Origin of the sequence: Brevibacterium ammoniilyticum, assembly GCF_038429965.1 — a bacterium.
GTDB classification, from domain to species: domain Bacteria; phylum Actinomycetota; class Actinomycetes; order Actinomycetales; family Brevibacteriaceae; genus Brevibacterium; species Brevibacterium ammoniilyticum.
The window spans coordinates 99,185-117,530 of the sequence record NZ_BAABNP010000004.1; the positions used below are offsets into that span (position 1 = coordinate 99,185).

Below are 18,346 nucleotides of genomic sequence, written 5' to 3' on the forward strand. Positions count from 1 at the left end.
GGCATGACGATGGAGATCGATCGCAGTCCGGGACGCACGGTGCGCATCGACGTGTGGCTGTGGACGGTGCGGATGTTCAAGACCCGCAGCATGGCCACGCAGGCCTGCCGCGGCGGTCATGTCCAGGTCGACGGTCAGCGGGTCAAGGCCGCGCAGAAGGTGACGATCGGCCAGGAGGTGCGGGTGCGCAAGTCAGGCGCCGAGTTCGTCTGGAGGATCACGGGCATCCTCCCGACGAGGCCGGGGGCCCAGATCGCTGTGGGCGCGTACGAGGATCTCACTCCGGCCCCCGATCCGGCGCTGCGCGGCTTCGTCCCCAAACGCGACAAGGGCCTCGGGCGGCCGACGAAGAAGGACCGCCGTGAGCTCGACAAGTTGCGCGGCCGCCGCCCGGAGGGTTGCCCGGATCAGTACATGACGGTGGCGAACGTCCCGACCTGGTCGAAGCCGACCCGTCGGTACATCCGCAGGGCCGCCTCGTTGTAGTCGTTGGCGTAGAGACTCACGGTCGGGTGCCCGGCCGCTCGGGTCTGGGCGACGACGGCGGCCATGCCCGCCGCACCCAGACCCTGGTTGCGCACCTCGGGGTGGACCCACACGCCCTGGACCTGGACGATCCGGGGTGAGCGGATGCCGATGTCGGCCTTGAACAGGACCTGTTCGGCACGGTCGGTGGCCGGCCACCTCGGCGCTGGACCGCCCTGCGGGAGTCTCGTGTCGACGCGGACGAAGCAGTTTCCGCCGCGGATGATGCCGCGGACCCGGGCGAGGTAGCTCGACTCCCCGCCTTCGACGGGTGAGAACCCGACCTCTTTGGTGAACATGTCGACGCTGGCGGGGAACACGGTCGGCAGCTGGTCGACGGTCGCGAGGCTGACATCGGGGTCGGGGTCGACGAGCGGGTCGGAGCTGATCGCCAGCAGCGGCTGGCGGTCGCGGACGCCGCGGGGTCGGCCCCAGTTGAGCCGGCTGTCGAGGTCCATGATGACTTCGCGCCGGCCGATGAGCGAGCACGAGGAGCGTCCGTCGGCGTTGAGTTTGCGCGCGAGCACCTCGTTCGTCGCCGGGGTCGCCGAGACGGGGATGATGTTCCCGCCCACCCAGTACGCGGCGACCGGGCGGTCACCGTCGAAGATGCCGTAGAGCGTCCCCCCGGGTGAGCCGGTCTGTGCGGTGCCGGTGACGTTGAGGAGCGCGAGCAGGTAGACGTTCTCGCACGGGTTGAGGGTCAGCTGGCTCTTGAGCCACGCCGTGTGCCGATGCCCGAGTGGAGCGATTCTCAACACATCCGGATCTCTCAGCCGACGACGACTTCCGGCGGACCGGAGGGAACGTCGGAGTCCTCGGCGATGCGCATGGCCTCTTCGATGAGGGTCTCGACGATGAGCGATTCGGGAACGGTCTTGATGACCTCGCCCTTGACGAAGATCTGGCCCTTGCCGTTGCCGCTGGCCACCCCGAGGTCGGCTTCGCGGGCTTCGCCGGGACCGTTGACGACGCAGCCCATGACGGCCACGCGCAACGGCACCTCCATGCCCTCGAGTCCGGCGGTGACCTTCTCGGCGAGCGTGTAGACGTCGACCTGGGCGCGACCGCAGGACGGGCACGAGACGATCTCGAGTTTGCGCGGCTTGAGGTTGAGGCTCTCGAGGATCTGATTGCCGACCTTGACCTCTTCGACCGGCGGCGCGGACAGCGAGACGCGGATCGTGTCGCCGATGCCGCGGGAGAGCAGGGCACCGAAGGCCGTCGCGGACTTGATCGTGCCCTGGAACGCCGGTCCCGCCTCGGTGACGCCGAGGTGGAGGGGCCAGTCGCCGCGTTCGGCGAGCATCTCGTACGCCCGGACCATGATGACGGGGTCGTGGTGCTTGACGGAGATCTTGAAGTCGTGGAAGTCGTGCTCTTCGAACAGCGAGGCCTCCCAGACGGCGGATTCGACGAGGGCCTCAGGGGTGGCCTTGCCGAACTTCTCCATGATCCGCTTGTCGAGGGATCCGGCGTTGACGCCGATGCGGATCGAGGTCCCGGCGTCCTTGGCTGCGGCGGCGATCTCCTTCACCTGGTCGTCGAACTTGCGGATGTTGCCGGGGTTGACGCGCACGGCGGCACAGCCGGCGTCGATCGCGGCGTAGACGTACTTCGGCTGGAAGTGGATGTCGGCGATGACGGGGATCTGCGACTTCTGCGCGATGGCAGGCAGAGCGGCGGCGTCGTCGGCCGAGGGGCAGGCGACGCGGACGATGTCGCAGCCGGAGGCGGTGAGCTCGGCGATCTGCTGGAGGGTCGCGTTGATGTCCGTCGTCGGCGTCGTCGTCATCGACTGCACGCTGATCGGGTAGTCGGATCCGACTCCCACCTTCCCGACGTGGATCTGCCGGGTCTTCCGCCGAGGTGCGAGGACGGGAGGCGGAGGCGCGGGCATTCCGAGGTTGACCGATGTCACGAAGACGATCCCTTCATTTCGGCTGTCAGCGGCTGGATCGCAGCCGTCGCAGCCGGGTAAGTACGAGTCAGTCTCATTGTAGGACGACAACTGCCTCTGCAACCGGTCGGCCCCGGTGGGATCCCTCACGACCTGGGCGTTGCCTGTCAGTGCCAAGGCGTCCGCAGTCACAGCCGTGATCGCCGTCACGACATGTCAGTGGTCTTCGGTAGGGTGCGGAGCAGTCCGGTGTCGTCGACGAGGGAGTGATCATGAGCGAGCTGAGGAAGAGCCTCGGAACCCTCCAACTGCTGGCCTTCGGAGTCGCAGGCGTGGTCGGGGCGAGCTGGATCTACACGAACTCCACATTCTTCGCCGCCTACGGGGCCGGCGGCGTCATCCTCGGTCTGTGCCTCGGCGTGGCCCTGGCCGCGTGTGTGGCGCTCGCGTACGCGCGCCTCGCCCAGGCGTTCCCGCGGGCCGGCGGGGAGGTCGTCTTCTCCTTCGCCGCGCTCGGTCGCGGCCCGTCCTTCTTCACCGGGTGGATGCTTCTGGGCGCCTACGTCTCCTCGCTCGCGTTCTACGTCACGGCCTTCGGCTACCTGCTCGGCCGGTTCATCCCCGCGCTCGACACGCTCCAGCTCTACACGATCAACGGCGAAACCGTGTACCTGCCGGGGCTGGCGATCGGCGTCGCACTGACGTTCGCGTTCTTCGCGCTCAACTGGTTCGGGATCAGCGTCGGAGCCCAGGTGCAGATCCTCATGTTCGCCCTCATCATCCTCGGCGGCCTCGCTCTCATCGTCACGGGGTTCACCGTCGGCAGTCCGGAGAACTTCTTCCCGGCCTTCGCCCCCGACGCCTCCCCGCTGCTCGACACGCTGCGCTTCGTCGTGCCCGGGATGACATTCCTCGCCGGCTTCGGACTCGTCGCCGTGCTCGCCGAGGACGCGAAGATCTCCCCGCGCAAGATCGGGCTGACAGTCGTGTGGACGGTGATCGTGGCCGGCAGCTTCTACGTCCTCGTCCTCCTCGCCACCGCGTGGGTCCAACCGTGGGAGGAGGTCGCGGCGATGAAGCTCGGCACTGTCGATGCGTTCCGGGCCGCAGGGTTCCCCGCCCTGAGCACCGTCGCCTACGGCATCGCGGTGCTCGGTCTGCTCACGAGTTTCCTCGGCCTCTTCGTCGCCTCCTCGCGGATCCTCGTCGCGATGGGTCGGGCCGACCTGTTGCCTCGCCGGTTGGCTGCCGTCGACGAACGCACGGGCACGCCCCGCACGGCCCTGGTCTTCACCCTCGTCATCACCTTGGGTCTGGGCTGGCTGGGGCCCGGGGCGGTGACGTGGTTCCTCGACACTGGCGGGATCTACCTCGGCGTCGTGTGGATCATGGTCGTCATCGCCAATCTTCGGCTGCCGGCCTCACGCGTGCCCCGATCGCTGCCGGCCACCGTGCTCAGCGTCGTCGGTGCGGTCGGCGCGCTTGCGGTCATCGTCCTCGCCCTGTGGCCGGGCACGGGCTCCTCTCTCGTGTGGCCCTCGGAGTACCTCATCCTCCTCGTCTGGTTCGTCCTCGGCACCATTCTCTACGCGGTGTCTCGGCGCACCGACCCGCAGACGTCGCTCAGGGCTCTGCTCGGACATGACTTACCCGACGGAGAGATTCCCGCACGGCGGGCAGCCACGGCTGAGTCGAATTCCGGTGAGACCCGATGAACGAATTCGTGCGCCCCGACCTCGACGTCGTCACGGCTCGTCTGCGTCGTGCCGCCGACGAGCTGGCGGCGATCGGCGGCGAGCTGTCCTACGGGGTGCTCCACCGGCGCGGGCCGGGCGATGCGCAGGCAGTGTCGCCGAGTCCGCACCGGCCCTACCGGATCGCGTCGATGACGAAGTCGTTCACGGCCGCGATCATGGGTTCGCTCGAGAACAGCGGACTCAACTACGACTACCCCATGTACTTCATGGTCCCCGACCTCAAGGGCACCGCCGTCGGCGAGCTCACCGCCCGCGAATGCCTGACGATGGGCACCGGATTCGCCAAGGACGATCCGTGGGCGGACCGGATGGAGTCGATGAGCACCTTCGACTTCCTCACCTTCCTCCAACGCCCGCTCATCCCCATCGCCGAACCGGGCACCGGTTTCGAGTACTGCAACCTCGGCTATGCGCTGCTCGGCCTCGCCGCCGAATCCGTGACCGGACGAACGTTCCCGGAGATGGTGACCACCGAGGTGACCGCTCCCCTGCAGATGACCCGCACCGGGTTCGACGTCGCCGACTTCCCCGACCTCGTCCCCGGGCTGCGCATCGACCGGTACGGCGGAGCACACCCTCTCGCACCCACTCGGCCCGGTGCGTTCTCCCCGATCGGCGGCATGGTCTCCACGGTCGCCGACATCTGCAACTGGATGAACGTCCACATGGACTCACTCGACTCCGAGGCGAGCACGGCCCCCGGAGCGTGGTCGCATGTGCTCGCCGACAACCAGCAGCCGCGGCGCCCGATCTCCGTCGAGACCAGCCGCCACCACACGGAGGAGGTCCACTACGGCTACGGGCTCATGCACCGGGCCGACTCCCGTTTCGGGACGGTGCTCTGCCATTCGGGCGGCTACCCCGGTTACGGCTCGCACATGCGGTGGTTCCCCGACCTCGATTTCGGCATCGTCGTGCTCGGCAACACGACGTACTACCCGGCCGAGCGCATCGTCCGCGATGCCGTCGACGCCGGCTGGCTGACTGCGACCGGACGGGCCGAGGAGATCCCTGACCTCGGAACCGATGAGCCATTGGTCAGTGCGACACCCGTCCTCGCCCGCGAGTCCGTCCCCGCAGCAACTCACCCGCTGCCGTCGGGGCCGCGGACGGGCAGAACCGTGCTCGGTGCCGTCGCTGCGACCCTGAACTGGGACGACGCGTTCGCCGATGCGCACTTCGCGGTGAACATGGACCTCGACGAACCGCGAGCGGAGAGGAGGGAACGCACCGCGGAATGGGTGAGAGAGAACGGCGTCGACATGACCCGGCCGGTCACGGTCGACGACCTGACGATGGAGCACCGTCTGCTCGGATCGGTGGCGATCGCGGAAGGAGTGACGGTCACGGTCCGGCTCGACCACCTCGGCGACGTGCAGGCGATCACCCTGAGCGACTGAGTCCGAGGCGCCGACTGCGACCGTCGCGTGGACGGCGGCGACCTCTGCGCAGACGGCGACCGTCGCGTGGACGGCGGCGAGACGACGCCGTCAGCGGCGGGGCGCGATCACTCCCGTGGGGTCATCCGTCATGTCGTCGGCGACCCGTGTTCGCCGGTCAGCGCGATGACGTCGGCCCACGACCAGCGCACGTCGAGGTCGCCCGCCGAATCGGGCCCCCGATTCCGGGTCACCCAGCTGACATCGGAGACCCAGTCGGCGGGGACGATGTGCAGTGCAAGCGAGGCGTCGCCGCGATCGACGTCACCGGCCCACACGAGGACAGCACCGAGCGTCGGACTGAGGACCCAGCGTTCGGCTCGGGTGCCACCCGCGTTGCGAAGCGCTGTCGCGTACTCTCCGATGCGGTCGACGGGCTGCTCCTCGAGGTCGATCATGTGCCAGTACCCTGCCCACTGCATGCCGTCCGCTTCGATCGCGAAGCGGTAGGCCTCGACCTCTTCGGCGCTCACCCCGGTTCCGCCTCCGCGGGAGACGTCTCCGCGCCACGCCAGGGGCACGATCCTTGCGGCACCGCGGACGAGGACCGGCACGCTGGGACCTGCCCACCCATCTGCGGTCGCCGCGCACACCGTCGGCGGCGGACCGTCGGGACCCCTGAGGAACTCTCGCCCCGCATGGGGCAGCCGTGCGCCGTCGACGAGGGAGCCGTGCCCGAACGACTCCGCGGCCCCGCGATGGACGTCGAGGTCGAGGTCGATGCGCCGGCGCGTCACCGTCTTACCCGGCCGAACGGAAGATCGCGTCGAGGGTGATCGGTTTGACGAGGTCGACGTAGACGAGCAGCGCCGTCATGGCGAGCATGAGACTGATGACGACATACGTGAGCGGCAGCAGCTTCGCGGTGTCGAACGGCCCGATCTTCCCTCGGCCCCGCCAGCGGTTGATCCGCCGCCTGGCCCCCTCATAGAGGGCGACGGCGATGTGTCCGCCGTCGAGCGGCAGCAGCGGGATCATGTTGAACGCGAAGAGGAAGATGTTGAGGGAACCGAGCACGCCGAGGCCCAGCTGCGCCTTCTCGACGACCTGCAGCTCATCGGTCGAGACGATCTCACCGGCGACCCGGCCGACGCCGACCATGCCGACGAGTCCTTCCGCGTCGCGTTCCTTCGCGCCGGTCGCGACCTGGGTGATGTCGACGAGCTTGACGGGCAGGGTGATGATGGCCTTGAACACTCCGGTGACCTGATCCCATACCGCACCGGGGAACTCGTCCAGCGGCAGCGGCTGTCGCTCCTGGACGGGACCGATGCCGAGGAATCCCTGCGTCACGGTCTGCGGGGTGCCGTCGGGGTTCGTCATCGGCCGTCCGCGATCGTCGACGCGCGGGCGCTCGTGGGCGATGATCGGCACGGTCACCGTCTGCGCCTGTCCGTCACGGACGTAGTCGATCTCGACCCGTTCACCGGCGTGGTCCTTGATGACGGAGGAGAGTTCGTCCCAGTTTCCGGTCTTCACCCCGGCCACCGAGGTGATCTCATCGCCGGGTTTGAACCCGGCCTCCCACGCGGGGGTGAGCTGGTCGCCGGGCTGGCACGTGTTCTGCTGCGCGGCCGGGCGCTGCGCCGCCTCCGAGGCGGGCACGGCGCACTCGACGACGGTGGCCACCGTCGTCGTCGGCGTCATCACGCCGATCCCCATGAGCGAGATCGCCATGATGATGATCCCGAGGACGAGGTTGACGAACGGTCCGGCGAACATGACGACGAGCCGCTTGGGCACACTGAGCGCGTAGAACGTTCGATGCTCCTCCCCCGGCGCGATCTCGTCGTTCGACATCTCCCGGGCATCGGCCATCGTGTTCTCGAACAGCCGCCCCTTCCGCTTCCGCGGCCGTGTGCCGTCTGCGTCCGCGCCGAGGACGTCCTCATCGCTCGACCCTGCCGGCTGAGTCTCGGGGTCCGGGGTTGTCGATGCCGCCGGCGTCGCTGCCGCCTCGCCGAGGCGGTCGGTCGTGGCTTCGTCATCGACCGGGGCGGTGAGGGCGGGCTCCCCCATGCGCTTCTTCGTCGCCTCGAGCGGCGGGTACATGCCCGGCATCGCGATGAATCCGCCCAGCGGCAGCGCCTTGATCCCGTACTCGGTCTCACCGCGCTTGAACGAGAAGAGGGTCGGACCGAATCCGACCATGTAATGGGTGACCTTGACCCCGAACTTCTTCGCCGGGGTGAGGTGGCCGAGTTCGTGGAGGGCGATCGAGATCGAGATCCCCAGCAGGAAGAGGAGGATCCCGATGATGAAGAGGACCGCGGTCATCGTACGCCCTCGCCCGCAGCACCGGCGGCGACAGCCGTGCGGGAGCCGGGCTGGACGGAGCCGGCCTGACCGGCGACATGCTCCCGGGCGAAGTCCCTTGCCCAGGCATCGGCGGCGAGCACGGTCTCGACCGTGTGCTCGGGTGCCGGCTCGTGCACGGCCAGTGCCTTCTCCAGCCCCGAGTCGATTCCCGTGAACGGGATGTCGCCGGCGATGAACGCCTCGACGAGGACCTCGTTGGCGGCGTTGAAGACCGCCGGGTAGCTGCGCGCCTTCTTCCCCGCCTCGATGGCGAGGCCGAGCGCGGGGAACGCGACATGGTTGACCGGTTCGAACGACCAGTGCATGGGCTGACCCCAGTTGTTCGGCACGGCCCCCGAGGCGATCCGCCTCGTGCTGCCGTCGTCCTGGGTGCCCAGGGCGTACGCGATGGGCAGTCGCATATCGGGTGGGGAGATCTGGGCGATCGTCGAGGCATCGGCGAACTCGACCATCGAATGGATCTGGCTCTGCGGGTGGACGACGACCTCGATGTGGTCGAAGTCGATGCCGAAGAGCAGGTGGGCCTCGATGACTTCGAGCCCCTTGTTGACGAGGGTGGCCGAGTTGATCGTGATCATCGACCCCATCGACCATGTCGGATGCTTGAGCGCCTGGGCGGGAGTGACCCGGCTCAGCGCTTCCCGGGTCATGCCGCGGAACGGCCCGCCCGAGGCGGTGATGACGAGCTTGGCGACTTCACCGTGGGTGCCTGAGCGCAGGGCCTGCGCGATCGCCGAATGCTCGCTGTCGACGGGGATGAGCCTGGCCCCCGAGGCTGCGGCGGCGTCGAGGACGAGAGAGCCGCCGATGATGAGGGACTCCTTGTTCGCCAGAGCCACATCGGTGCCGGCCGCAAGGGCCGCGAGGGTCGCGCCGAGCCCGGCGGCACCGGTCACCGCGTTGAGGACGATGTCGGCGGAATGGGCGGCGACTGCCTCGGCGGCGGTGTCTCCCAGATGAATCTCGGACACGGGAACATCGATTCCGCGGTCTGCGGCGAGTTCTGACAACCGTTTCCGCACTTCTGCTTCGCCGCCGGCAGGGGGCGAGGTCAGCCCGATGACGGGGACGGAGAAGTCGAGCGCCTGCCCCAGCAGAAGGTCGATCTGGGACCCTGCGGCGAGGCCGACGACTGCGAAATCCGTTGCGTTCTCGGCCAGGACGTCGAGGGCCTGAGTGCCGACCGACCCGGTCGACCCGACTACAATGACATTACGTTCGTTCACGCCTACCGATGATGCCAAAGTTCTCTGGGAAATGACTCGACACAGGAGTTCTCGGCGTGGGCGAAGCACACCAGATCAATGGCGAGAGAGGTATAGATGAGTGCAACGATGAGCCCCGATGAGATTCTGGGATTGGATTCGGTCTTCGACGCCGATGACCTCGAGTTCGCGCACGTCGTCCGCAAGTGGCTCGACGAGAACGTCCGCGAGAAGATCGGCGACTACTTCCTCGATGCGACGATTCCCGCCCGTGAGCTCGCCGAGGGCCTCGGTGAGCTCGGCGTGCTCGGCATGCACCTCGAGGGCTACGGCTGCGGCGGGTCGACGGCCACCCAGTACGGTCTCGCCTGCCGTGAGCTCGAGGCCATCGACTCGGGACTGCGTTCGCTCGTCTCCGTGCAGGGATCGCTCGCGATGTTCGCCATCCACCACTACGGTTCGGAGGCGCAGAAGGAGGAGTGGCTGCCGAAGATGGCCGCCGGCAAGGCGCTCGGCTGCTTCGGTCTGACCGAACCCGACGTCGGCTCCGACCCGTCGGGCATGAAGACCACGGCCCGCCGCGACGGCTCTGACTGGATCCTCAACGGCGCGAAGATGTGGATCACCAACTCGCCGGTCTCCGACGTCATGGTCGTGTGGGCGAAGACCGAGGAGACCGACGACAAGGGCCGCCCGGTCATCCGCGGCTTCGTCGTCCCCTCGGACACCGAGGGCGTCCAGACCCCGGAGATCCACCGCAAGATCTCGCTGCGCGCCTCGATCACCGGTGAGATCGTCCTCGACAACGTCCGCCTCCCCGAGGATGCGATGCTGCCGAAGGCGAAGGGACTCAAGGCCCCGCTGAGCTGCCTGTCCGAGGCCCGCTTCGGCATCGTCTTCGGTGTCACGGGTGCCGCCCGCGACGCCCTGCTCTCGGCCATCGAGTACACGGGGACCCGGATCCAGTTCGACCGTCCGATCTCCTCGTTCCAGATCTCGCAGCAGAAGCTCGCGAAGGCCTTCGGCCAGTATTCGCAGATCACGCTGCTCGCCGCTCACCTCGGCCGGCTCAAGGACTCCGAGAAGGGTGTGCGCCCCGAGCAGATCAGCCTGGGCAAGATGGTCAACGTCGACACGGCGATGAACGTCTGCCGGGACCTGCGTGCGCTCTTCGGCGGTTCGGGCATCACGAGCGAGTACCCGCCGCTGCGTCACGCCGTCAACCTCGAGACCGTGCTCACCTACGAAGGCACCCATGAGGTCCACCAGCTCACGCTGGGCAGGGCTCTCACCGGGATCAACGCCTTCGCGAACTGAGGCTGCGCGCCGGTCGGGGAATCCGGCCGGCACAGTCGTTCCCGCCCCGTTCCTCCGTGCCGTCACCAGCGCCGAGGTGCGGGGCGGTTCGCGTATCAGCCCTCGGTGCCCAGCGTCTCCCGCAGCCAGGGCAGGCTCTCGGCGGCGGTGAGCGGACCGTCGTCGGTGAGGACGAGCAGTCGGTTCGGATCGAGGGCGACGACCTCGGCGGATTCGACGCGGGAGTCGCGCATCGCCTGGTCGAGGTTCGCCGTCTGCCCGGCGATGCTCACGCCCACGCCCTCGAAGCGGGAGCGGACGACCTTGACCGAGGCGCGGCCCGGTGCGATCGGATCGGCGTCGATGGTCTCGACATCGACGAGAACGGGAGCGGCATCGGCGTCGCCGGCGGCACTGTCACCGCCGGCACCGTCTCCGGCAGCCCCGCCGGTGCGCGCGTCGACGACGACGCCGAGGCGCATGGCGGCCAGGATGCTCAGGGCACGGGAGACGGCAGGCACGTCGGGGGCGATGCGCAGACGGGTGGACCCGTTGTCGACACCCATCGCCCGGAGAATGCCGGCGAGCTTCGCGGACCGGTCGAGCGCCTCGGCGCGGTCGAGTTCGACCGGCACGGACAGCGCCTTGATGAGGCGAGGGTCGGTGACCTCGCGGCCGTCGACGAGCGGGGTCTCCGGGACGTCCCCGGTGACGACGGTGTCGTCGGCGCGCCCCATGACGATCGGGTAGTCGAGGACCTCGTAGACCGGGTTGAGGGTGCCGGGGGTCGACGCGTCGGGTTTGGTGAAGTAGTGGAAGTCAGTCAACGGAGGCCATCACCTCGACGACGCGGTCGATGAACGCGTCGACCTGGTCCTCGTCGTAGGCCTTGTTGCCCTTCGCGGTCTTGAACAGGACGCGGCGGACCTGGTCGACGCTCATCGCGACACCCTGGGTGAAGTAGGAGTTGACCTTCTCGCACATGTCGTCGACCTGGGCGATGTCGTAGCCGATGACGCTGGCGGGCGGGTTGTCGAACCGCTCCCCCGACTCCCGGACGAGGCGTCCCCGCAGGGACGCGGCGACGCGGGTGAGCTCCTGCACCCAAGCATCCTGACCGGATTGGGCGATGAGCCGGTCACGGGCCTGCTTGGCGAAGGCGTCCTCGAGACGGTCGAGGGCGGCGTCGACGACGGCGACGTGGTAGCCCTTGCGGACGAGGTCGAAGCCGACGGTGCGCACGGCCCGGGAGTCGAGGTCACCGGGCTGCGGGGTGGGTCGTTCGAAGGACTCCCTGGCCCTCTTGAAGAAGCTGTCGACCTGCTTCGGGTCGTAGCCGTTCTTCCATCCGGACATGCGGGGGAACGTCGTGTCCGCCATGATTCCTCCGTTTAGCGTGTGTCGTTTCCACCATGATAGATGGAAGCATCGGTCGTGTGCCGCGGCAGGCGGCAGGCAGGTCGTCATCGGCGAGCCGATTCGGTCCCGTCGGGTCAGCAGGGACCGGCCGGCCGGGTCGGTCCGCAGCGGGGTCGGGCCGCAGCCGGCTCGGTCCGCCGCCGGCTCAGTCCGCGGCGGCGAGCTGGCCGCAGGCTCCGTCGATGTCGGAGCCGCGGGTGTCGCGGATCGTCGTCGGCACGCCCGCGTCGACGAGGCGGCGGACGAATTCGTCGGCCACAGCCGGGTCCGAGGCGGTCCACACCGAACCCGGGGTCGGGTTGAGCGGGATGGGGTTGACGTGCACCCAGCCGCGCCCGCGCGCGATGAGCTTCTTCGCGAGCAGGTCCGCGCGCCACGCGTGGTCGTTCATGTCCTTGATCAGCGCGTATTCGATGCTCACGCGTCGACCGGTGACCTTGTAGTAGTTGTAGGCGGCGTCGATGGCCTCGTCGGCCTTCCACCGCGTGTTCACCGGGATCATCTCATCGCGGAGTTCGTCGTCGGGGGCGTGGAGGCTGAGCGCGAAGGTCACGGGGATGTCCTCGGCGGCGAGCTTGTTGATGCCGGGCACGAGCCCGACCGTCGACACCGTGATCCGGCGCGCCGACATGCCGAGGCCCTCGGGGGCCGGGGCGACGAAGCGGCGCACCGCGTTCATCACGCGTTTGTAGTTGGCCAGGGGTTCGCCCATGCCCATGAAGACGATGTTCGTCACCCTCTCGGGTCCTCCCGCCGAGGCGGCCGTGCCCGCGCCGGGCCCCGTGGAGTCGGTCTCGCCGGGGGTCTCCCCCTGCTCCTCGTCGGCTTCGGCGCCGAGGGCGACCTCGTCGTCGGCATCGGTGTTCGCCTTCGCGGGGGCGAGTTCACCGGCGGCGATGGCCTGGTTGGCGCGGATGACCTGTTCGACGATCTCGGCCGTCGACATGTTCCGGGTCAGACCCTGCTGACCGGTGGCGCAGAACGGGCAGTTCATGCCGCACCCGCACTGGCTCGAGACGCACAGCGTGATGCGGTTGCGGTAGCGCATGAGCACGGATTCGACGAGAGCGCCGTCGAAGAGGCGCCAAAGGAATTTGATCGTGTCCCCGTTGGTCGTCGTCAGACGGCGCACCTCGGTGAGCAGGGGCGGGAAGAAGCGCTCCTGCAGGGGTGTGCGCAGGTCCTTGGGCAGGTCGGTCATCGACTCGACATCCGTGTGATACCGCGTGAAGTAGTGGGTGGAGAGCTGCTTGGCGCGGAACGCGGGCAGACCCATCTCGGTGACGGCCGCGACGCGTTCGTCCATCGTCATGTCCGCCAGATGCTGCTGCGGCTGGGTGACACGGGGGGATTTGAAGTTCAGCAGCGGGCGACCGTCGCGCATCGGCGTTGTCGACGTGGTTCCGTCGGCGTGCTCGACGACGGGCCTGACCTGTCTGCTTCCGGCTGGTGAATTCACTTCCTTATTGTCTCATGGTCGCCCGGACTCCACTCAGTTCCGGGACCGCAGTGTGAGGCGAACCTCGGCGGACCGCCTCGGCGAGGCAGAGCCGGGACCGCTCAGAGGTAGCCGGGGAGGAAGGAGAACATGACCAGCGCGACGGGCGCGGTTGGGAGGATCGAGTCGAGGCGGTCCATGACGCCGCCGTGGCCGGGCAGCAGGGTGCCCATGTCCTTGAGGTGGAGGTCGCGTTTGATCATCGATTCGCTGAAGTCGCCGAGGGTGGCGAACGCGGGGATGACGACGCCGATGACCAGCCCGGTCCAGAACGGGGCGTCGAAGAGGGTGACGGCCAGCGTCGTGGCGACGGCGGCGGTGAAGACGACCGAACCGAGGTAGCCCTCCCAGGACTTCTTCGGCGAGATCCGCGGGGCGATGGGGTGCTTGCCCCAGAGGACGCCGAAGACGTAGCCGCCGGTGTCGGAGGCGACGACGCTGGCGAGAAAGAGGATGACGTAGAGGTTGCCGTCGGGCTGGGTGAGCAGGTAGACGACGAAGCAGGCCATGAGGCCGACGTAGGTGAGCGCGAAGAGCGAGAGGGAGACGTCCTTGACGGCGTTCTTGCGGCGTTCGACCATCGTGAAGAGCATGACGGCGCCGGCGCTCGCGGCGAAGGTCACCCACAGTGCCTCGCGGCCGCCGAAGTAGGTGGCGACGACCATGCAGGCCGCGGAGATCATCGTCGGGATGCGCGAGACGAGAGAGCCCGAGCGGGAGAGCGCGTTCGCCAGCTCCCACATCGCGGCGACGATCGCGACGAGGATGATGAAGAGGAAGGAGACGGGGAAGAAGATCAGGGAGACGAGGACGACTCCGCCGATGAGCAGCCCGATCCCGATCGCCGCGGGGAGGTTGCGGCCGGCCCGGCCGTAGTCCTTGGGTTCGGGGACGACCTCGACCTCCACCTCGGCGGCAAGCGTCTCCTGGGTGTAGACGGTGTCGGTGCCGCGCAGGTCACGCCGCCTCGGGAACGGCTTCTGCGCAGGAGCCCCTGCGGGCGGGGCAGGAGCCTCGGCGGTAGCCGCGGGGGTCTCAGGAGTCGGCGCAGGAGCCCCCGCGGTCCACGCCGGCACCGTCGGCGGTGACGACGGTGGGGGCGGGATGGGCGCGGGGGAAGCCTGCTCGGCCGATGCAGGGGTACCCCGATCCGACCCCTTCTCGGGGGTCGGATCGGAGGTGGGACTGTTCGGCCCGGTCAACGCGATCATCAGACCTCGAGCAGCTCGGCTTCCTTCTGGGCGAGCAGCTTGTCGATGGCGTCGACCTTCTTCTTCGTGATGTCGTCGAGTTCGGAGATCGACCGGGTGACCTCGTCCTCGCCGGCTTCGCCGTCCTTCTTGATCCGCTCGAGGGTCTCCTTCGCGTGGCGGCGGATGTTGCGGATCGAGACCTTGCCGTCTTCGGCCTTGCCCTTGACGATCTTCACGTACTCCTTGCGGCGCTCCTCGGTGAGGTCGGGCAGAACGACGCGGATGACGTTGCCGTCGTTGGCCGGGTTGGCGCCGATGTCGGAGTTGCGCAGAGCGGTCTCGATGTCGCCGAGGGTGCCCCGATCGTAGGGGGTGACGAGGATCGTGCGGGCTTCCGGCGTCTGGAACGACGCGAGCTGCTGCAGCGGCGTCGGAGCGCCGTAGTAGTCGATCTCGATGTTCGCGAAGAGGGCGGGATTCGCGCGGCCGGTGCGGATCGACGCAAAGTCCTCTTGCGTGAATTCCACGGCCTTGTCCATCTTCTCCCTGGCCTCTGCCAGTGTTTCTTCAATCACGAGACACTCTTTTCAGTCGATTGGAGCTGTGTGAACATTCTATGGGTCCGACGTCACGTTGTGCTGACACGGACCGTTGCGGTTTGGGCTACTTGACCAGGGTGCCGATCTTCTCCCCGGCGATGGCCTTGCGCAGGTTGCCCTCGCCTTCCATGCCGAAGACGTGCATGGGCAGCTTGTTGTCCATGCAGAGGGAGAACGCAGTGGCGTCGACGACCTTGAGGCCCTTCTGCAGCGCCTCCTGGTAGGTGATCTCGTCGATCTTGACCGCGTTGGGGTCGATCTTCGGGTCGGCGGTGTAGACGCCGTCGACGCCGTTCTTGGCGATGAGCACCTCGTCGGCGTGGATCTCCAGGGCGCGCTGGGCGGCGACGGTGTCGGTGGAGAAGTAGGGCAGACCGGCGCCGGCGCCGAAGATGACGACGCGGTTCTTCTCCATGTGCCGCATCGCGCGGCGGGGAATGTAGGACTCGGCGACCTGCGACATGGGGATCGCGGTCTGGACGCGGGTGTCGACGCCGAGCTGTTCGAGGAAGTCCTGGAGGGCGAGGCAGTTCATCACGGTGCCGAGCATGCCCATGTAGTCGGCGCGGGTGCGGTCCATGCCGCGCTGGGAGAGTTCGGCGCCGCGGAAGAAGTTGCCGCCGCCGACGACGATGCTCACTTCCACCTCGTCGACGGTGGGGGCGACTTCCCGGGCGACGGCAGCGACGACATCGGGGTCGACGCCGATGCTGCCACCGCCGAAGACCTCGCCGGAGAGCTTGAGGAGCACGCGACGGCGGTGGGTGCGCACCGCACGGCTGGCGTGACTCGATTCGTGTACCGGGGTGGATGTCATTGAGGTCCTTCTTCCATGCGTTCGGCGCCGCCGCAGGCAGCGCCGATCCGGGTGGTTCGTCTGGGTCAGTCTAGCGAAAACGGGGCCGGACCAATCGGTCCGACCCCGTCATCGGATCGCACGGGAGGCTCAGGCGAGTCCCGCAATGATCAAGCGGCGGTTCAGGCTCCCACGCGGTAGCGGAGGAAGCCGGTCGCCTTGAGGCCTGCGGCCTCGAGGACCTTGCCCACGGTCTGCTTGGGATCCTTGGCGAATCCCTGGTCGAGCAGGCAGTTCTCCTTGAAGAAGCCGTTGACGCGGCCTTCGATGATCTTCGGCAGAGCCTGTTCGGGCTTGCCTTCGTTCTTCGCGGTGTCCTCGGCGATGCGGCGCTCATTCTCGACGAGCTCGGCGGGGACGTCTTCACGGGAGAAGTACTTCGGAGCCAGCGCGGCGATGTGCACGGCGACATCGTGGGCCACGGTCTGGTCGTCGCCTTCGTAGCCGAAGAGAACGCCGACCTGCGGGGGCAGGTCCTTGTTCGTGCGGTGGAGGTAGGACTCCACCTTCTGGCTCTCGAGGCGGCCGACGCGGCGCAGGTCGACCTTCTCGCCCAGGGCGGCACCGGACTCGGTGATGAACTGGGCGACGGTCTTGCCGTCGGCCTCGACCGAGAGCAGCGCTTCGGCCGACTCGGACTTGTTCGACACGGCGAGTGCGAGGACTTCGTCGGCGAGGTCGATGAAGCGCTGCGACTTCGCGACGAAGTCGGTCTCCGAGTCGAGCTCGATCATGGTGCCGACGCCGCCGTCGACGAAGGTCGCGACGAGTCCGTCGGAGGTGGCACGGCCTTCGCGCTTGGTGGCGCCCTTGAGGCCCTTCACGCGGAGGAGTTCGATGGCCTTCGCCTGGTCGCCGTCAGCCTCGTCGAGGGCCTTCTTGACGTCCATCATTCCGGCGCCGGTCTTCTCGCGCAGTTCCTTGATGTCAGCGGCAGTGTAGTTTGCCATTCTTTCTCCTATTGGTGGTGGAGGTGAGTGAGATCAGGACTCGGTGGTCTCAACGGCGGCCTCGGCTGCTTCGGCGTTGGCCTCAGCGGTCTCGGCGTTCGCTTCGGCAGCCTCGGCGGCGCCTTCTGCTGCGGCATCCGTGGCGGGCGTCGCGGTGGTCTCCTCGGCCTGGGCCTCGGCTGCGGTGGCAGCGGCGGCGGCTTCGGTCGAAGCGTCGTCGGCGTCGGTCTTCGCCTCGGCGGCGTTGCCTTCGAGGAGTTCGCGCTCCCACTCGGGCATCGGCTCGACGGCGGAGACGTTCTTCTCACCGGACTCGTCGTCACCGGCGTGGCGGGCGATGAGGCCTTCGGCGACGGCGTCGGCGATCACGCGGGTGAGCAGCGAGACCGAGCGGATGGCGTCGTCGTTGCCCGGGATCGGGTAGGTGACGTCGTCGGGGTCGCAGTTGGTGTCGAGGATGGCGATGACCGGGATGCCCAGCTTCTTCGCCTCATCGACGGCCAGGTGCTCCTTCTTCGTGTCGACGATCCACACAGCGGACGGGGTGCGCTGCATGTCGCGGATGCCGCCGAGGGTCTTCTCGAGCTTGTCCTTCTCGCGACGGAGGATGAGGAGTTCCTTCTTCGTGTGCGAGGAGCCCGCAACGTCGTCGAAGTCGATCTCTTCGAGTTCCTTCAGGCGGCGCAGACGCAGGGAGATGGTCTGGAAGTTCGTGAGCATGCCGCCGAGCCAACGCTGGTTGACGAAGGGCTGGCCGACGCGCTTGGCCTGCTCGGCGATGGACTCCTGGGCCTGCTTCTTCGTGCCGACGAAGAGGATGGAACCGCCGTGCGAGACGGTCTCCTTGACGAACTCGAACGCGGTGTCGATGTAGCCCAGCGACTTCTGCAGGTCGATGATGTAGATGCCGTTGCGCTCGGTGAAGATGAAGCGCTTCATCTTCGGGTTCCAACGACGGGTCTGGTGTCCGAAGTGAACGCCGCTGTCGAGCAGCTGGCGGATGGTGACGACGGCCATGCCGACGCCCTCCTTTCCTGTGCACCCGCATCGGGTGCGTTGTGCCACGGCCGTCCGACAGCAGAATGCTGGCGGCGACGATGGCGGTTTCGGTTGATTCCTGGCATCCGGTTCACCCGCCCCACACGCGCGGACGCATGCACCTTGGGGTGGAGAAGAGATCGGATACGCGTAGTCAGAAGACACGCTTCTGCTGTAGCCAGTCTATCCCGGCGGGCCAAGCCTTCGCCAATCGGGGGTGGAGGCTCAGTTTCCTCGCCGAGGTGGGGCCCTTCACCGGGATGAGGGTTGAGGTGCGACGTGCGGACGCGCGAATCGCCGACGTGCGGGTGCCGATCTGGAGACTGCGTTGAGGCGGCGGCGCTGTGGCTGG

Annotated in this window: 17 protein-coding genes; 4 read left to right on the plus strand and 13 right to left on the minus strand. The window is 67.8% G+C overall.

From position 1 onward, the window contains the following. Positions 1–3 precede the first annotated feature (3 nt). Positions 4–486, plus strand: coding sequence for an RNA-binding S4 domain-containing protein (locus AAHA49_RS06085; protein WP_342037608.1), 483 nt, complete (start codon positions 4–6; stop codon positions 484–486). Here the strand turns inward: AAHA49_RS06085 and AAHA49_RS06090 are convergent. Both AAHA49_RS06090 and ispG read right to left on the minus strand, forming a co-directional pair. Then, positions 408–1,286 (minus strand): GNAT family N-acetyltransferase, encoded by an 879-nt coding sequence (locus tag AAHA49_RS06090; RefSeq protein ID WP_339392529.1) that lies wholly within the window; start codon positions 1,284–1,286, stop codon positions 408–410. The two genes, AAHA49_RS06085 and AAHA49_RS06090, sit on opposite strands and share 79 nt — an antisense overlap. 11 nt (positions 1,287–1,297) lie before the next feature. Continuing rightward, positions 1,298–2,446, minus strand: a complete 1,149-nt coding sequence (gene ispG, locus AAHA49_RS06095) for a flavodoxin-dependent (E)-4-hydroxy-3-methylbut-2-enyl-diphosphate synthase (RefSeq protein WP_342037609.1) — start codon at positions 2,444–2,446, stop codon at positions 1,298–1,300. Between the two features lie 251 nt (positions 2,447–2,697). Between ispG and AAHA49_RS06100 the strand changes: the two genes are divergently transcribed. Beyond that, complete coding sequence (locus AAHA49_RS06100) at positions 2,698–4,140, plus strand: APC family permease (protein ID WP_342037610.1); 1,443 nt, start codon at positions 2,698–2,700, stop codon at positions 4,138–4,140. Continuing rightward, on the plus strand, positions 4,137–5,582 hold the full coding sequence (locus AAHA49_RS06105) for a serine hydrolase domain-containing protein (protein ID WP_342037611.1): 1,446 nt from the start codon (positions 4,137–4,139) through the stop codon (positions 5,580–5,582). Before AAHA49_RS06100 ends, AAHA49_RS06105 begins: the two co-directional genes overlap by 4 nt. A 128-nt stretch (positions 5,583–5,710) precedes the next feature. On the opposite strand, the gene AAHA49_RS06110 is transcribed toward AAHA49_RS06105, so the two are convergent. Genes AAHA49_RS06110 through dxr form a run of 3 tightly spaced genes read right to left on the minus strand, consistent with a single transcriptional unit; the run spans position 5,711 to position 9,166 of the window. Beyond that, complete coding sequence (locus tag AAHA49_RS06110; RefSeq protein WP_342037612.1) at positions 5,711–6,358, minus strand: hypothetical protein; 648 nt, start codon at positions 6,356–6,358, stop codon at positions 5,711–5,713. 4 nt (positions 6,359–6,362) lie between these two features. Further along, entirely contained in the window at positions 6,363–7,898 is a 1,536-nt protein-coding gene (locus AAHA49_RS06115) for a M50 family metallopeptidase (protein WP_342037613.1), read from the minus strand. Beyond that, a complete protein-coding gene (gene dxr, locus AAHA49_RS06120; RefSeq protein ID WP_342037614.1) occupies positions 7,895–9,166 on the minus strand; it encodes a 1-deoxy-D-xylulose-5-phosphate reductoisomerase in 1,272 nt (423 codons plus the stop codon). Before dxr ends, AAHA49_RS06115 begins: the two co-directional genes overlap by 4 nt. Before the next feature lie 96 nt (positions 9,167–9,262). Between dxr and AAHA49_RS06125 the strand changes: the two genes are divergently transcribed. Continuing rightward, positions 9,263–10,462, plus strand: coding sequence for an acyl-CoA dehydrogenase family protein (locus AAHA49_RS06125; RefSeq protein WP_339392535.1), 1,200 nt, complete (start codon positions 9,263–9,265; stop codon positions 10,460–10,462). Between the two features lie 95 nt (positions 10,463–10,557). Here AAHA49_RS06125 and AAHA49_RS06130 read toward each other — a convergent pair whose 3' ends face one another. The 8 genes from AAHA49_RS06130 to rpsB form a co-directional block, all read right to left on the minus strand. Then, positions 10,558–11,268 carry a hypothetical protein gene (locus AAHA49_RS06130; protein WP_342037615.1) on the minus strand — a complete coding sequence of 237 codons (711 nt, stop codon included), beginning with the start codon at positions 11,266–11,268 and terminating at the stop codon, positions 10,558–10,560. Beyond that, positions 11,261–11,821 carry a DivIVA domain-containing protein gene (locus AAHA49_RS06135; RefSeq protein ID WP_342037616.1) on the minus strand — a complete coding sequence of 187 codons (561 nt, stop codon included), beginning with the start codon at positions 11,819–11,821 and terminating at the stop codon, positions 11,261–11,263. The genes AAHA49_RS06130 and AAHA49_RS06135 overlap by 8 nt, the downstream gene beginning before the upstream one ends. 184 nt (positions 11,822–12,005) lie before the next feature. Next, positions 12,006–13,244 carry a 23S rRNA (adenine(2503)-C(2))-methyltransferase RlmN gene (gene rlmN, locus AAHA49_RS06140; protein ID WP_342037766.1) on the minus strand — a complete coding sequence of 413 codons (1,239 nt, stop codon included), beginning with the start codon at positions 13,242–13,244 and terminating at the stop codon, positions 12,006–12,008. A gap of 176 nt (positions 13,245–13,420) precedes the next feature. Next, positions 13,421–14,569: a phosphatidate cytidylyltransferase gene (locus AAHA49_RS06145; RefSeq protein WP_342037617.1), complete on the minus strand. Its 1,149-nt coding sequence runs from the start codon at positions 14,567–14,569 to the stop codon at positions 13,421–13,423. Continuing rightward, positions 14,569–15,126, minus strand: a complete 558-nt coding sequence (frr, locus tag AAHA49_RS06150) for a ribosome recycling factor (RefSeq protein ID WP_339392540.1) — start codon at positions 15,124–15,126, stop codon at positions 14,569–14,571. The genes AAHA49_RS06145 and frr overlap by 1 nt, the downstream gene beginning before the upstream one ends. Positions 15,127–15,214: 88 nt before the next feature. Continuing rightward, positions 15,215–15,967: a UMP kinase gene (pyrH, locus tag AAHA49_RS06155; protein WP_339392541.1), complete on the minus strand. Its 753-nt coding sequence runs from the start codon at positions 15,965–15,967 to the stop codon at positions 15,215–15,217. 161 nt (positions 15,968–16,128) lie between these two features. Continuing rightward, positions 16,129–16,956: a translation elongation factor Ts gene (tsf, locus tag AAHA49_RS06160; protein WP_339392542.1), complete on the minus strand. Its 828-nt coding sequence runs from the start codon at positions 16,954–16,956 to the stop codon at positions 16,129–16,131. Positions 16,957–16,989: 33 nt separating this feature from the next. Next, positions 16,990–17,973 carry a 30S ribosomal protein S2 gene (rpsB, locus tag AAHA49_RS06165; RefSeq protein ID WP_342037618.1) on the minus strand — a complete coding sequence of 328 codons (984 nt, stop codon included), beginning with the start codon at positions 17,971–17,973 and terminating at the stop codon, positions 16,990–16,992. Positions 17,974–18,346 lie beyond the last annotated feature (373 nt).